Source organism: Pseudoleptotrichia goodfellowii, from assembly GCF_007990505.1.
In the GTDB taxonomy this organism is placed as follows: domain Bacteria; phylum Fusobacteriota; class Fusobacteriia; order Fusobacteriales; family Leptotrichiaceae; genus Pseudoleptotrichia; species Pseudoleptotrichia goodfellowii.
The window spans coordinates 326,483-340,556 of record NZ_AP019822.1 but is presented as its reverse complement, the minus strand read 5'-3'; the positions used below and the strand labels follow the sequence as shown (position 1 = coordinate 340,556).

Annotated in this window: 24 protein-coding genes and 5 tRNA genes; 19 read left to right on the top strand and 10 right to left on the bottom strand. The window is 29.2% G+C overall.

Annotated elements, in window-relative coordinates:
- Positions 1 to 2 precede the first annotated feature (2 nt).
- From FVE72_RS01585 to FVE72_RS01570, 4 genes are all read right to left on the bottom strand, one after another.
- A complete protein-coding gene (locus FVE72_RS01585; RefSeq protein ID WP_146966335.1) occupies positions 3 to 449 on the bottom strand; it encodes a hypothetical protein in 447 nt (148 codons plus the stop codon).
- Positions 450 to 523: 74 nt separating this feature from the next.
- Positions 524 to 1,372 carry a hypothetical protein gene (locus FVE72_RS01580; RefSeq protein WP_026736985.1) on the bottom strand — a complete coding sequence of 283 codons (849 nt, stop codon included), beginning with the start codon at positions 1,370 to 1,372 and terminating at the stop codon, positions 524 to 526.
- A 10-nt stretch (positions 1,373 to 1,382) separates the two neighbouring features.
- Entirely contained in the window at positions 1,383 to 1,907 is a 525-nt protein-coding gene (locus FVE72_RS01575) for a helix-turn-helix domain-containing protein (protein WP_036056005.1), read from the bottom strand.
- Positions 1,908 to 2,117: 210 nt separating this feature from the next.
- A complete protein-coding gene (locus FVE72_RS01570) occupies positions 2,118 to 2,828 on the bottom strand; it encodes an XRE family transcriptional regulator (RefSeq protein ID WP_026736984.1) in 711 nt (236 codons plus the stop codon).
- A 161-nt stretch (positions 2,829 to 2,989) separates the two neighbouring features.
- Here FVE72_RS01570 and FVE72_RS01565 point away from each other — a divergent pair, with 161 nt between their 5' ends.
- From FVE72_RS01565 to FVE72_RS01520, 16 genes are all read left to right on the top strand, one after another.
- Positions 2,990 to 3,349, top strand: a complete 360-nt coding sequence (locus FVE72_RS01565; protein ID WP_146966333.1) for a hypothetical protein — start codon at positions 2,990 to 2,992, stop codon at positions 3,347 to 3,349.
- Between the two features lie 58 nt (positions 3,350 to 3,407).
- Entirely contained in the window at positions 3,408 to 3,791 is a 384-nt protein-coding gene (locus tag FVE72_RS01560) for a hypothetical protein (protein WP_026736982.1), read from the top strand.
- 11 nt (positions 3,792 to 3,802) lie between these two features.
- Positions 3,803 to 4,162, top strand: coding sequence for a hypothetical protein (locus tag FVE72_RS01555; RefSeq protein ID WP_026736981.1), 360 nt, complete (start codon positions 3,803 to 3,805; stop codon positions 4,160 to 4,162).
- A 30-nt stretch (positions 4,163 to 4,192) separates the two neighbouring features.
- Positions 4,193 to 4,369 (top strand): hypothetical protein, encoded by a 177-nt coding sequence (locus FVE72_RS11160; RefSeq protein ID WP_154669361.1) that lies wholly within the window; start codon positions 4,193 to 4,195, stop codon positions 4,367 to 4,369.
- 80 nt (positions 4,370 to 4,449) lie between these two features.
- Entirely contained in the window at positions 4,450 to 4,623 is a 174-nt protein-coding gene (locus FVE72_RS11155) for a hypothetical protein (protein ID WP_154669360.1), read from the top strand.
- Complete coding sequence (locus tag FVE72_RS11150) at positions 4,607 to 4,783, top strand: hypothetical protein (protein ID WP_154669359.1); 177 nt, start codon at positions 4,607 to 4,609, stop codon at positions 4,781 to 4,783. Before FVE72_RS11155 ends, FVE72_RS11150 begins: the two co-directional genes overlap by 17 nt.
- Positions 4,753 to 4,968: a hypothetical protein gene (locus FVE72_RS11145; protein ID WP_026736980.1), complete on the top strand. Its 216-nt coding sequence runs from the start codon at positions 4,753 to 4,755 to the stop codon at positions 4,966 to 4,968. Before FVE72_RS11150 ends, FVE72_RS11145 begins: the two co-directional genes overlap by 31 nt.
- On the top strand, positions 4,965 to 5,183 hold the full coding sequence (locus FVE72_RS01550; RefSeq protein WP_026736979.1) for a hypothetical protein: 219 nt from the start codon (positions 4,965 to 4,967) through the stop codon (positions 5,181 to 5,183). Before FVE72_RS11145 ends, FVE72_RS01550 begins: the two co-directional genes overlap by 4 nt.
- Positions 5,173 to 5,412, top strand: coding sequence for a hypothetical protein (locus FVE72_RS01545; RefSeq protein ID WP_026736978.1), 240 nt, complete (start codon positions 5,173 to 5,175; stop codon positions 5,410 to 5,412). Before FVE72_RS01550 ends, FVE72_RS01545 begins: the two co-directional genes overlap by 11 nt.
- A gap of 16 nt (positions 5,413 to 5,428) precedes the next feature.
- Positions 5,429 to 6,076 carry a YqaJ viral recombinase family nuclease gene (locus FVE72_RS01540; RefSeq protein ID WP_051411717.1) on the top strand — a complete coding sequence of 216 codons (648 nt, stop codon included), beginning with the start codon at positions 5,429 to 5,431 and terminating at the stop codon, positions 6,074 to 6,076.
- 13 nt (positions 6,077 to 6,089) lie between these two features.
- The gene (locus FVE72_RS11140) at positions 6,090 to 6,257 is read left to right on the top strand and encodes a hypothetical protein (RefSeq protein WP_154669357.1); all 168 of its coding nucleotides are present in this window, start codon (positions 6,090 to 6,092) and stop codon (positions 6,255 to 6,257) included.
- A 10-nt stretch (positions 6,258 to 6,267) separates the two neighbouring features.
- Entirely contained in the window at positions 6,268 to 7,173 is a 906-nt protein-coding gene (locus FVE72_RS01535) for a DUF1351 domain-containing protein (protein ID WP_026736977.1), read from the top strand.
- Positions 7,174 to 7,175: 2 nt separating this feature from the next.
- The gene (bet, locus tag FVE72_RS01530; RefSeq protein ID WP_026736976.1) at positions 7,176 to 7,919 is read left to right on the top strand and encodes a phage recombination protein Bet; all 744 of its coding nucleotides are present in this window, start codon (positions 7,176 to 7,178) and stop codon (positions 7,917 to 7,919) included.
- Positions 7,920 to 7,953: 34 nt separating this feature from the next.
- The gene (locus FVE72_RS11135) at positions 7,954 to 8,118 is read left to right on the top strand and encodes a hypothetical protein (protein WP_154669356.1); all 165 of its coding nucleotides are present in this window, start codon (positions 7,954 to 7,956) and stop codon (positions 8,116 to 8,118) included.
- Complete coding sequence (locus tag FVE72_RS01525) at positions 8,105 to 8,506, top strand: YopX family protein (RefSeq protein ID WP_036056003.1); 402 nt, start codon at positions 8,105 to 8,107, stop codon at positions 8,504 to 8,506. Before FVE72_RS11135 ends, FVE72_RS01525 begins: the two co-directional genes overlap by 14 nt.
- A gap of 67 nt (positions 8,507 to 8,573) precedes the next feature.
- On the top strand, positions 8,574 to 9,929 hold the full coding sequence (locus FVE72_RS01520; protein WP_026736975.1) for a recombinase family protein: 1,356 nt from the start codon (positions 8,574 to 8,576) through the stop codon (positions 9,927 to 9,929).
- A 24-nt stretch (positions 9,930 to 9,953) separates the two neighbouring features.
- On the opposite strand, the gene FVE72_RS01515 is transcribed toward FVE72_RS01520, so the two are convergent.
- From FVE72_RS01515 to FVE72_RS01490, 6 genes are all read right to left on the bottom strand, one after another.
- Positions 9,954 to 10,037, bottom strand: a tRNA-Leu gene (locus tag FVE72_RS01515).
- 20 nt (positions 10,038 to 10,057) lie between these two features.
- A tRNA-Lys gene (locus FVE72_RS01510) sits at positions 10,058 to 10,133 on the bottom strand.
- 3 nt (positions 10,134 to 10,136) lie between these two features.
- A tRNA-His gene (locus FVE72_RS01505) sits at positions 10,137 to 10,212 on the bottom strand.
- Positions 10,213 to 10,240: 28 nt separating this feature from the next.
- Positions 10,241 to 10,316 (bottom strand) — tRNA-Gly (locus FVE72_RS01500).
- A 15-nt stretch (positions 10,317 to 10,331) separates the two neighbouring features.
- Positions 10,332 to 10,408, bottom strand: a tRNA-Pro gene (locus FVE72_RS01495).
- Positions 10,409 to 10,486: 78 nt separating this feature from the next.
- On the bottom strand, positions 10,487 to 11,089 hold the full coding sequence (locus tag FVE72_RS01490) for a hypothetical protein (protein ID WP_006808333.1): 603 nt from the start codon (positions 11,087 to 11,089) through the stop codon (positions 10,487 to 10,489).
- A 146-nt stretch (positions 11,090 to 11,235) separates the two neighbouring features.
- On the opposite strand from FVE72_RS01490, the gene FVE72_RS01485 reads away from it, so the two are divergent.
- From FVE72_RS01485 to FVE72_RS01475, 3 genes are all read left to right on the top strand, one after another.
- Positions 11,236 to 12,252 (top strand): endo alpha-1,4 polygalactosaminidase, encoded by a 1,017-nt coding sequence (locus FVE72_RS01485; RefSeq protein WP_154669355.1) that lies wholly within the window; start codon positions 11,236 to 11,238, stop codon positions 12,250 to 12,252.
- Positions 12,253 to 12,411: 159 nt separating this feature from the next.
- A complete protein-coding gene (locus FVE72_RS01480) occupies positions 12,412 to 13,182 on the top strand; it encodes an IS1634 family transposase (RefSeq protein ID WP_146966331.1) in 771 nt (256 codons plus the stop codon).
- A gap of 325 nt (positions 13,183 to 13,507) precedes the next feature.
- Entirely contained in the window at positions 13,508 to 13,852 is a 345-nt protein-coding gene (locus FVE72_RS01475) for a hypothetical protein (RefSeq protein WP_332069763.1), read from the top strand.
- Positions 13,853 to 14,074 lie beyond the last annotated feature (222 nt).

Genomic DNA, 14,074 nt, shown 5'->3' with positions numbered 1-14,074 from the left:
TTCTATTCTTTTTTACTCTTAGCATCTTCTTCATCTAATATTTTTGCAAAACTTTGATATTTGTCTTGAATAGTAAAAAAATCAGGATTTTCTTTGTTTATAAGATTAGATAATTTCCCGTCCTTAAATCCATTTTCTTCTAAAAAATTCGAGTATTTCTGATTACTTTCCGAAGTTTTTGTAAGTGCTGTTTGAAATTCAACTTGTGAAACTGAACTACTTAAAGGATGTCTAATACCGTAAGTACGCATTATATCAACAAGTTGCAATCTTGTATAAGCTTCATAAGACAATTTCATTCCTTTTAAAAAATTTTCGTCTTTTTGTGCAATAATTTTTTTCTTTTCAATCAATACTTTCCTGTAATTATAAGCCTTATATCCTACAGCTAAAATCCCGACACAAAGCAAAACAATAATTCCTGATAATATTTTTTCTCTTTTTGTCATTTTTATCAACTCCTTTTAAAATATTTATTATATTATATCCCGAATTTCCCAAAAAGAAAAGAGCCGTTAGGCTCTTATTTTAAAGTTATTATTTTGTTTTCGGTCATAGTATGTTGAATTATTAACTTATTTCTCAATCTTTCTAATAAAAAACCTACATATCTCAAAACATTATCTTCGCCTAATCTTTTAAGTACTCTATGCTCTTCTCCCATTCTTTCCATTTCTTCAAGAGTAACATTAAATTTCCTTTTAGCGTAGTCTTCAAAATAGCTGTTCAAAGTAAAATAATATTCATCTATCGCCGAAGTTAAATCTCCAAAACCATTGAAAGCTTCTGAAAAAAGTTCTCCCAATCGTTTTTTATCTTTTTCTATCATTTCAGTCATATAACGCAACGTAACATTTTCAATTTTTTCTCCCTTTTTATATAAATCTAACGCTAACAATTTAACTGCTATTTGTAACATCATATACAGAAAGTTAGATTGCTGAATAGCCAAATTATATTTTTCTTTCTTCTTTTCTTTATCTGAAGAAAAAATCGACTCTAAAGTTATATCTACTAACCTAAATGAATATTCTAATATATTTTTACCTATTTCCCTGCTTCCGAAAGTTTCAAACATCATCTCAATGTGTTGCGGCATTCCGTGCGTTCCTGTTTTAACTCTTGGATTTCTTCCTTTTTCCTCCATTCTTATCATGCATCCAGAAATTTTTCTACCTTGTTCCAAATATATTGTACCATAATCTTTATATCTCGGCTTCAATGTCTTTCCAAAAAATGTAGTAAATGCCATTTCTATTACTTCGTTTTCTTCTTTCTCTACAAATTCCGATATAATTTTAATTTTGCTTGTAAAGTCCTGCATTAATGGCAATAACTCTATAAATTCTTTTTCTTCTTCTACACTAAACATTCTTATCCTCCTACAAAATTTGTGCATCTATAATTTTTTTATCAAGATGCTTTTTCATTTTTTTTGACATATCGTCTAAATCTTCGCTAACTTTTAAAATACCTTTTTCCATTTTTTTATTTGTTTTAAACTCATTTGTAGAAAGTAACAAATCTATTTCCTGAAAATATTTGAAAAGAGATTCTCTAAAATCCCACATTACTTTCACTAATCTATTTGTAGTTGCGTATTCAGACAAAACCGCCTTTATTTTTAGCATATCTTCATAACTATAATTCTCATCTTGTTCTTTTGAGGTTGTTTTTGCTTTTTTTTCTTTCTTCTGCTTTTTATATTCAAAAATGATTTTTCTCGTTTCTTTATCAATATTCCTTTGTTTCAAAAATTCAGTTAATATTTTAGGACCGGCATTTGATTTATTTGTCTCAATTTTAGCAATTGATTGTAAACTACAATTTAACAAATCCGCTAATTCTCTTTGTGTTATTCGTTCTTTTTTTCTATATTCTTTAAAAATACTCCCCATTGTTTTCATAATATATCCTCCTTTATTCTTTATATATTTATATACTTTTTTTTATATAATGTCAACAAAAATTATATTATAAAATATATAAATATTTTTTAATAAAGGTAACAATATCAGTATTTATGAACAACATATAAATTATAATTATAGTTATAAAATATTATTTTTTTATATTACTTTTTCAAACTTCCCTAAACTCTAAATCCATCGGAAGTTTTATATTCTTTTATTATTTCTCATACTAATTACCATACTTATAACTCCTTTACACTCAACTTCGTCAAGGTCATAGTTTTTAATTTGAATGTCACTATAAGCAGGATTATATGACTTTAATCGTAAATCCCCTGTGCCTACTTCAAACTCTACAATTTTTAAATACCTTTTTCCGTCATAATCAATTAATGCTTCTTTACCATTTAATGTCCGAATATCTCTATTTGAAACATCTACAACTATTATATCTCCTTCGTGATAATAAGGTTCCATACTATCACCTTTTACCTTTGAAGCAAAATCGCTCTTTTTTACGTTTCCATTTAATTTAGGTATATCTATATAATCGACTTCATTGCTAAATTCTATTAATCCGTTTCCTGCAGAAGCCATACTATAAAGTGGTATGGTCACGAAACTTTGGAAAGAGCCTCCATATACATTCGATTCTTCTCTCACTTCCGATTGTCCATTGAAATTTTGAGGATTATGTCCTAATATTGCCATAAAATCTTTTTTCAATATTTTCGATAGAGCTATCAGCAGTTTCGAGTCTAATTTTTGTCTTTCCGAACTTTCGATTCTTGAAAGTCCAGATACCGAAATATGAATATTCTCTTTTCTTAGTTTTTCAACTACATCTTCTTGGTATAATCCTAATTCTTCTCTTCTTTTTCTAATTGCAATTGACACTTCTTCAATTTTATCCATTATAAATCCTCCTATTGTCTTATTAAATTATACTATCATTTTTTACATTTGTAAAATAATTTGACAAAAATCAAATATACGCTTGACAAAAGTCAAATTATATGATATAACTATATCACAAAAGGAAAATTCCTATATTTTTTTACCTTATCATTTGCATTTTGTCAAACGATTTGACAAAAATCATTTTAGTAGGAGGAACTATGAAAGAAAATTTTAAAGACTTTGTCGAAAGTGTCATACAAGACGAAATCGGCAACGGAGAATTGAAAATAAACGATGAATACGAGATTGAATATACTCAATCTTGGTTGAACAACTGGCTTTGTGGCTGGATATTAGACGGCTACACGACCAAAGAAGTAATGCAAGTGTTGGATATATTCGAGAATTACGAATATGAAACACAGGCAACTTCAAGTATCGTTACTGGTATTCATACGTACTGGAACGGAAACCAAGAATACATCACAGAGGAAGAAACCTATGACGTATGGGTTTCAACTAAGAAAATAGCTTAACAAACCAAATTATATATAGGGGGAGAAATCCCCCAAATAAAAAATAGGAGGAAATAATATGGAAAGAAAAATAAATAAACATATTGAAACACTTACAGGTTTTACAAGATTTGGTGGGTCTAAAAACATTACAGGTTTATGGGGGTATCTATTACCATGCTTAAGTTCAGATGTCGCATGGAGAGAAGACCGTAAATTTGAAATAATGAAACAATTTATGATGAATAAGGAATTTGTAAAAATAAATAATTTAGCCGACAACGAAATGGTAGTTGTTTACAATAATAACAGAAATGCTTTTGTTGTTGGTACTAAAAAATATATAATCAGCGTTATTTATACTGGGGATTACAAAAAAATGGTAGATTCCCACTGGGTTGTAGACCCTAACAAAATCAAAGTTACTATCAAAAATAGAAAAACAGAATTTAAATATAATTAGGAGGAAAGAAAATGAAAAGAAATATTAACAGAGAAAATTTAAAATCAGATTTAATAAGAACACAAGAGAAAGCTGATTTATCGGGTCTTAATGCTAACGACAGACTAATGATTGCAAAAGCTGAACATAAAGTAAGAGAAAGTAGCAACTACGAATTGTACTCTGGTAGAGAAGGAGACATTATTGTTGTAAAACTCAGAGGAAAAACAAGCGGTCAATTATACAGTGTCGGCTCTTACAAAAAACATTCGTACACCGTCGAGGGAAGTGATATTACACGGACAGAATGGACAACACACGTATCTTTCAAATATGTCTTTGAAGATACAGAAGAAGAAATACAAAAATTTATCAACGATATGTTTGATTAATTTTTAAAAATGTAGAAAGGAAGGATAAAGATGAATAAAATTAAGTGGATTATATCAATACTTCTTACTTTATTAGCTCAATACGGTGCTATAGTGGAAAACGGATATTGGGGACTTGGAGGAAATGCCCTTGTACCTATATTATGCTGGTTATTATTTTGGATATTCCCGGAATTTTTCCGAGAATTGAAAAAAGAGTTTAAATAGAAAAAGGCACTCGCAAAAGTGCCTCACAAATTCAATCAATTAAGTATAGCATATTATAAAATTAAATAATAGGAGGAAAAATGAAAACAGAACAGGAAATAAGGGAAATGATACGTAAAAATGAATTGGAAATAGAAAGAGCAAAATCGGATAATGATTGGGGGCTTCTAAGTACATATATATTGGTGCTCGAAGAGAGAAATAAACTATTAAGAGAAATTTTAGGAGATGATGAAAATGAGAGAGAAAGATGAGGTAATCGAAAAATTAGAAGAATTAATTTTAGAATTGAAAGCTGATGCTTCGATTTTGAAAATCAAAATGAAAGATATAGAAGACCATTCGAGTTTCGATTATGAACGCGGAAAAATCGAAGCTCTTAAATGGGTTTTAAAAAAAATAAAATATATTTAATGAGAAAAAATATGGATATAAAAGAAACTATAAAAAACAAAATTAATGTTCTTGAAAAGGAGAAACAAGAGCTTGCTGAATCGGATATTTGGATTGAACAGGCACTAAAATTAGCTTTAGCAATTGAAATAAAAATTGATATTTTAAAAGAACTTTTAGAAGAAATAGAGGAGGATAACAGATGATAGAACTACAAGATATATGGGAAAGCATAATAAATGAAACACCGTTTGATTATGACGACGGAGAAATAGTAATCGTTAGTCTGAATATGAACAAAAATGGTATATATGTAACTTATAAAAAATTTAACTCTTCAAAAAATCACAAAAAAGAATTTGATTACTTCGCAGATTTAGAAGAATGGTTGGAGAATGGAGATGACGAAGATGAGCAATAAAATAAAACTCCTTTACTTTGAAAATGCTCCAGTTGTTATTGAAGTTGAAGAAAGAAAAGTGTCAGCGAAAATTACCCACGCAAAACTTCGGGCTTTATATAATTCCGACAGAAAAATCGAAGTGAGAGCTATAAATTTTGATTACAGCAGAATGACAAACGATGAAATAATAGGATACTTTGAAACACTGAAAGAAGCAAGACGGGAAGAATTATTTCCTGTTTTGTGAAATGAAAGGAGGAAGAATGCAATTCAGAGAATTAAGCTACTCAAACAAAGATGAGTGGCATGATATACGGAGGAAACATATTGGTGGAAGCGATATTTCTGTATTAATGGGGTATAACGAATACAAAAATATTGTTGACCTCTGGAAAGAAAAGACAGGGAGAAAAAAGCAAGACGATTTATCCGACAACGAGGCAATACAGAGAGGCGTTAAAAGCGAAGATTTGCTTATAGAACACTTTCGGATTAATAATCCTGAATATTCTGTAGGCAAACTTGAAAAAACTCTTGTGTCGGTTGAATATTCATTTATGTCAGCTAATCTCGACGGAGTTTTGGAAAATGAGGACGGAGAAAAAGGGATTTTAGAAATAAAGACAGCTACTTGTCATAGCTACGCAATATACAAGCAAAAATGGAAAGATAATATACCGATTGAGTATTATCTTCAAGTCCAACACTATTTAATGGTTACGGGCTGGAAATATGCAATATTATACGCTGATATTAAGCTTGTATTTGCGGATAATAAGCATGAGTTAAGGCAATATTATATCAATCGGGATACCGAAGATATGTTTGAAATATATAAAAAAGAGGTTGAGTTTTACGGCTACTTAGAAAGAGACGAAGAACCGCCTTATGTAAAGAAATTAATAATTTAGGAGGAAAAATAAAATGAAAGAAAAAACAGTAAAATGTGCAGAAGATAAAATAGACAACATAAAAGATTTTCTTTTGGAAATTGAGGATAAAATAGAACTCGAAGAATTTGAAGAGGAAGAATTACAAGATTTATGTGAAGTCCTTGAAAAAATAAATGATTTATTATGGATATATACTTAAGGAGGAAATAATGGAATTAGTTATAAAAAGCATTACTCCTGCCGTAGTTCAAATGAATATCGAGGAAGTCGAAAAATATATGGCAGAAGTTAAAGAAAAGTATCAGAATATAGTTTTTACAGCTGATGAAGTTAAAATGGCAACAGAAGAAAGAACTAAACTTAATAAGCTTGAAAAAAATATATTGGAAGTAAGAAAAAAAATAGAAAAAGATGGAATGGCAGACATAAAAAGTATAATAGATACTCTTAAGACTGCTGAAAAAGATACAAAAGCATTATCAAACAATATAGGAGAGCAAATCAAGAAGTTTGAAGAGGAAGAATGGCAAAAGAAACTGGAAGAAATAGGGGAATTTAAAAATAAAATATTCGGAGAAAATAAACTCCTCGAAAGATATTTCGTCATAGGGGATAAATGGAAAAACAAAACTATGACGATTAAAAAAATCGAGGAAGAAATAAAGGAACAGTTTGAATACTGGAATAAAAGATACAACTTTATAACTTCTCAATTAATAGCAGTCAACGAAGAAATAGAAAATAAGCTCAAATTTGAAGATGTGCAGTATTTAGTGCTTGAAGAGTATGATAACATAATGAAAAAGTTAGTTGATAAAAAGAACGAAATTAAGACTACGGAAGAAAATATGAGAATAAAAGCCGAAGAGGATAAACAAAAAGCTTTGGCGGAATTAGAAGCTAAAAAAGAACAGGAGAAACAAGAAGCTATACAGCAAACTCAAAAAACTTATGTAGCTTCGGATCCAAAAATCGAAAAAAATGAAAAATACTTCGATACTACAATAAGATTTCCGAGAGCTTCATTATCATTTTTGAAAGAATTAAAAAGAGTATCTGAAATATACGGAATAAAATCAGAATTAAAAGAAAATATTGAATTGGGAGATGAATAATAATGAGTAGAATAGCAGATGAAAAAAATAAGAAAGATAACAAATTAATGATTTTCAACGTAGGTAATGAAGAAATAAAATTAAGTCCTGCGATAGTAAAGAACTACCTTGTAAACGGACAGGCTGATAAATTAACGGACCAAGAAATAGTTTATTTTATGCACCTGTGTAAAGCAAGAAAACTCAATCCGTTTACGAAAGAAGTATATTTGATTAAGTATGGAACACAACCAGCCACAATGGTAGTTTCAAGGGACGCTCTTGAAAAAAGAGCCATACAGCATAAAGAATATGATGGAAAAACTGTAGGGATATATGTTTTGAAAAATGAAACTGGAAAATTAGAAAGAAGAGAAGGAACTATTTACTTAAAAGACCAAGAGAAATTAATTGGTGCTTGGTGTAGTGTATATCGTAAAAACTGGAAAAATCCAGTTACGGTCGAAGTAAATCTTGATGAATATATTCAAACTAAAAGTGACGGAACTCCTAATACAAACTGGGCAAATAGACCAGTTACAATGATAACTAAAGTTGCTAAAGCTCAAGCATTAAGAGAAGCCTTTATTGAAGAACTTGAAGGAATGTACGAAGCTGAAGAAACAGGCATTGATTTATCTAAAATTGATGAAACTCCACAAGAACAACCTACAAGTGAAGTTCAAGAAGCCGAAATAGTAACTGAAGACGATAATTTAGAAAATGAATTATTTGGAGATACAGCAAAAAATCCATTTGAGGAATAAAAACAGGATTAATTGAGAGAACGGAGGAAGAAAAATGAAAACAGAACAGGAAATAAAAGATAAAATAAAAGAATTAGAAAACAATTTAGATACTTGGTGCAGTGATGTTGAAGAAATAGACAATCACAACAAAAATTTATTAAATCAAATAAAAACTTTAAAATGGATTTTAGGAGAGAAAGAAAATGAGAGAGATTAAATTTAGAATTTGGGATTATGATTTGAAAAGATTTGTTGAAAAAGAATTAGATTATTTAATCAACCCAAGAGGTGAGTTATATGTATTCAGGAACAACAAATTAACTTTTTTCTACAAAGACCCTTATGAAATAATGCAATACACAGGACTTAAAGACAAAAATGGTGTTGAGATATACGAGGGGGATATAGTTTTAATTAATTTAACTTCGAGCAAAATTGAAAAAGCAATCGTTAAATTTAAGAACGGTGCTTTTGTAGGCGAATTAATCAACAAAGATGACTATATCTATATTTTCCATTTTGATTTCAAAAAAGAAGATTTTGAGGTTATCGGTAATATTTTTGAAAATCCCGAATTAATGGAGTTGATTGAGAATGAAAAATAAAGAACAAATACTAAAAATACTTTTAAAAATAAAAGCAAATCAGAGAAAAAGAGGAGCGGCTTAATAAATGAAAGCTATTGTTTATGCGAGAGTATCGACCGAAATGCAAGAAGAAGGTCGGTCTCTCGAGTTCCAAATTCAGAAATGCAAAGAATTTTGCGAATATAACAACTACAAATTAAAAGAAATAATACAAGATGTTGAAAGCGGAGGAAATGATAACAGGGAAGGATTTTTAAAGCTACAGCAGGAAATTAAAAAGAAATCATTTGATGTATTAGTTGTTTATGAAAGTTCCCGTATATCCCGTATTACTCTAACAATGCTAAATTTTGTCCTTGAATTACAAAAAAGTGACATTAAATTTGTTTCAATATCTCAAAGTGAGATAAACACTACAACTCCCACAGGTATGTTATTCTTTCAAATTTTTGCAGTCCTTGCTGACTACGAAAGAAAACAAATATCTATGAGGGTAAAATCTAACAAGTGGGCAAGGGCAAAAGCAGGGATATGGCAAGGCGGAACTATTCCTATTGGATATAAAAAAGATGGAAACGGAAATATAGTAGTTGATATAGACACATCAGAAGATGTAATAAGTATATTTAATACTTATCTTGAAACAAAAAGTCTAAGTGAAACAGCAAAAATATTTAATCGTCATATTTCGTCAATTAAATGGATCTTGCAAAATGAATTTTATATTGGAAATCTAATGTATGGAAAAAAAGAAAATAACATAAATACCGGGATAGTAAAAATAAATAAGGAAGCTAAAATTTTTAAAGGAAATCATCCCGCAATCATAGATAAAGAAGTTTTTGAAGAAGTTCAAAGACAAATGCTCTTTAAGCAAAGAGTAATAAAAAAAGATAATAAATTTTTATTCACAGGAATTATTGAATGTTCCTGCGGAGGGAAAATGTTCAAAAACGGTCCGAACTATAGATGTGATAAATGCAGAAAATCAATAGCACAAAGAAAAGCAGAGGACTTTATTATAAATAAGCTTTTAAGCTTAAAAGAGCTTGAATTTTTAAATGAAAAACCAAATTTGGATAAATATATATCCGACAAAGAAAACTTTAAAGCACAGTGCCAAAAATTAGACAAGGAACGAAATAAATATATAGAGTTATACTCAAAAGAATTAATTACGGAATCAGAATTAAAAACAAAACTTGAAGAACTGAAAACAAGAAAAGAATTTTTTGAAACATCATTGCAAGATGTTGAAAGAATTATAAATGAAAAAACTATATCTGAAAAAGAATTAGATAATATAAAAATTTTGAAAGAGGTTTTGGAAAATATGGATGATACGGATCGATATGATTTATTCACTATGTTTAGACTTTTGATAAAAAAGATAAAAATAAAAAAATATCAGCCTATTGAAATACTGATAATCTTGAATTGAGTTATAAAGTTGTGTGGGGCTTTTTGGTGCGAGAGGAGGGACTCGAACCCTCATGTCGAAGACGCTAGATCCTAAGTCTAGTGCGTATGCCAATTTCGCCACTCTCGCATTCTTTATTTTATTATTAATGGTGAGCCATACTGGAATCGAACCAGTGACACCATGATTAAAAGTCATGTGCTCTACCGACTGAGCTAATGGCTCATATGGGGTGACCGACGGGACTTGAACCCGCGACAACCAGTGCCACAAACTGGCGCTCTACCAACTGAACTACGGTCACCATCTATCTCCTGTTTCCTTTAAAAAAATGGAGCGGGAGACGAGGGTCGAACTCGCGACATTCAGCTTGGAAGGCTGACGCTCTACCAACTGAGCTACTCCCGCATCACATATAGATAATGGTCGGTGCAGCAGGATTCGAACCTGCGGCCCCCTGCTCCCAAGGCAGGTGCGCTACCGGACTGCGCCATGCACCGTTCTTATTTGATATTTCTATCAGACAAGTGATATATTATCATTTTTTATTTTATTTGTCAATAACTTTTTTTATTTTTTTACAAACCGGCTATTGAATGAAATTTATCCATTATTCCCAAAGAAAGCATATTCATAAATTCTCTGTCTAAATTAAGATTATCCCAATTACCGATTTTTTTTATTTTAAGTTTCATTCTTTTTTTATTGTAATATTTAAAACTTCCGCTTTTCAGATCTTTTATCATATATTTTTCAAATTCTTCTGCGATATATTTTTTAGAATCATTTTTAGACATTTTTTTTATTTTCTCGACAATTTCAGGAGATTTTTCAAAATCTTTCTGAAATTTTTCAACTCCCTGACTTAAATCAGGACCTTTATAGTCTATATCAATTACAGCTTCATTTCCTTTTATTTCAATATTGTTTATTTTATATTCGGACTTTTTATGACCTTCACTCATTACACTTCCGATTTTATTCATAATAAAATAACTGACAGAATCTCTGTCCAGTCTATTTACCAGCAGCAGTTTTTCCCGTTCTTCCTTACCGCCTGTTTTATGATAATTAATAACCTTTTCCATTTCTTTCCTGATTTTTTCTTCCGCTTCTTTATCAGTACCCGAAAAAGCAGTTATCGAAAATATAAAAAATACGAATAAAATTAATTTTTTCAAAATGCTCACCTCCACTATTTTCATCAACGAAAACAGTCATATATTGGTATATTTTACAACATGTACCTTATAAATTACTTATTGACTGTATTTTCTAAGTTAAAAAAGATATAATAAATTCATATATTGAAAGGAATTTATATTATATGAAAAAACAATTATTATTAATCTTTATATTTTTTATTTCAGGTTTCTCAAAAGAAGATCCCTTGAAACTGTCTTCTTTAAAAGAATCGGAAAATAAGATATTCTCCAACAATGAACGGAATACATCCAACGAAGTATATCGTAATCGTATGAAGGATTTTATAAAGGAAATAAGAAATAATACAAGTAAAAGCAGGATTATAATTACTCAAAACGGAAACGGTCTGTATTTCAATAACGGAAAGCTTGATAAAAACTTTTTCAACATTACGGACGGAACTACTCAGGAATCTTTGTATTATGGAGATATTTTAAAATACAACACTCCCACTCCAAAAAAATCCCGACAAGAATTATTAAATCTTTTAATTCCTTTAAGAAACAGCGGAAAGCCTGTTTTTGTTATTAATTATGCTAAAGGAAAATCAAAAAAAGATTTTTTAATTAAAGAGGATATGAAAACAAAATTTATCAGCGAAATGCTTCTCTCATTCGGAGCAAAAGATCTATATGAGTCTATTCACGAATACAATACAGAAAATATAGACTCTCTCAATAAGGTTAAGAATTTTTTGTGTCTTTTAAATCCTGAAAAGTTTAAAGATATAAATCAATATTTTGAGTTTTTAAAAAACACTGATTTTGATTTACTTCTGATTGAACCTTCTCACAACGGAGTCTTTTTTACAAAAGAACAGATAAAGCAGTTAAAAACAAAAAAATCAGGAGGGAAAAGGCTTGTAGTTGCTTATTTCAGCATAGGAGAAGCTGAAGATTACAGAAATTACTGGGATAAGTCGTGGAACAAAAAAAATCCTGAATGGATTGTAGCGGAAAATCCTGCTTGGAAAGGAAATTATATTGTAAAATACTGGCATCCCGAATGGAAAAAAATTATAAAAAATTATCAGAAAAGTCTTGATGAAATAGAAGTTGACGGTTATTTGCTTGATACAGTCGATTCCTATTATTATTTTGAGGATAGAGCCGAACAGGGCATAAAAATTCCTGATTAATTTTTAAAAAAGGATACTTGAAATTCTTTATTTAAACCTAAATTTCCGAAGAAATAAACATATGAAGTAGAAAAAAGATTAATTTTATTGCTTTTTTCTACATTTTTTTCTTGACTTTTTCTTTATTTCTATGTATAATTATACATAGGTGATAATCTTATGGCTTCTTTAGTTTTTCTATATAATAAAAAATACAATAAAACTTATGTTTATGAATCTATTAACTATTGGGATAAATCTGAAAAAAAATCTAAATCTAAAAGAAAATTAATCGGTATTAAGGACCCTCTTACTGGACAAATTGTACCTACTTCCACTCAAAAAAAGAAATTGGAAGAAAATAAAGCTCAAAATGATAAGCGTAAATTTTATGGTGCTAATCTGCTTTTAAATCTTATTGCTAAAAAATTGGGACTGACTTCTAATCTTAAAGAATGTTTTCCTGATTTGTACAAAGAAATTTTATCTGTTGCACAATATCTGATATTAGAAAAAGATAGTCCTATATCAAGATATGAAAAATGGAGTAAAATTCATAAAACATTTAACAGAAGTGAACTAACTTCTCAAAGAATAAGTGAAATGTTTTCAGAAATAAATGAAAGCGGAAAAAACAATTTCTTTAAATTACAGGCTGAACAGTTGAAAGAAGATGAGTATTGGGCTTATGATACAACAAGCATATCATCTTATTCAAAAGCTATTAATCAAATGAGATACGGATATAATAAGGAAAATGATACATTAGCACAAATCAATCTTGCAATTTTGTATGGAGAAAAGTCAAGATTGCCTTTTTACTATAGAGTTTTACCAGGAAACATTGTTGATGTGTCAACAGTTAGAAGATTAATAAAAGATGTTCAGTATATAGGAGTTAAGAAACCTAAATTAGTGATGGATAGAGGATTCTACAGTAAAACAATATAGATGAACTCATGAATAATAAATTTAAATTTATTGTAGGAACAAAGTCATCATCAAAATAATAAAAGAAAGAATAGAAAAAGTAAAAGATATTAAGAAATTTACTAATTATATAGCTGAATATAATATATATGGTAAAAAAGAAATACTTATGTGGGACGATACAGACAAGGAAAATAAGAAGTATCTTTACTTGTATGTGTTTTTTGATGATGAAAAGCTTTAAAAGAAGATAAAGATTTTACAGAATACCTGATTAAATTAAAACAGATATAGAAAATAATGTAGAAAATGAAAAAGAGTCGAAGACTATAGGAAATATTTCGATATTAAAGTTGAAAAAGAAAATATAATTGCTGTAGCAAAAGATGATATTATAGAAAAACATATGAAAAAATATGGTTATTTCAGTTTGATAAGTAATGAAAATCTTGAAGCAAGAGAAATATTAAGTATATATAGACAAAAAGATGTAGCAGAGAAAGCATTTCATAATATAAAAGACCGACTTGATGCAAGAAGATTAAGAGTATCATCAAAACCTACAATGGATGGAAAAATATTTGTAACATTCGTGTCATTAGTAATGCTATCGTATATAAAAAATAAGATGAGTGAAAAGAATTATATAAGAAATACACAACACAGGAACTTCTTGATGAATTGGACTTGATAGAAAGTTATGAAAGAGGTAATGAAAAACTTAAATTGGGAGAAGTAACAAAGAAACAGAAAGAAATATTTAAATATATGGATATTAAATTTCCTGAAGAATTATTATAGAAAAAGACTAATTCTATGTCCTTTTTTCATATGTATAATTCTTCGGGAATTTAGGTTTAAAAGAAAATTCAGAATATCCTTTATTTTTTTATCATAATGTTAAAACATCGAG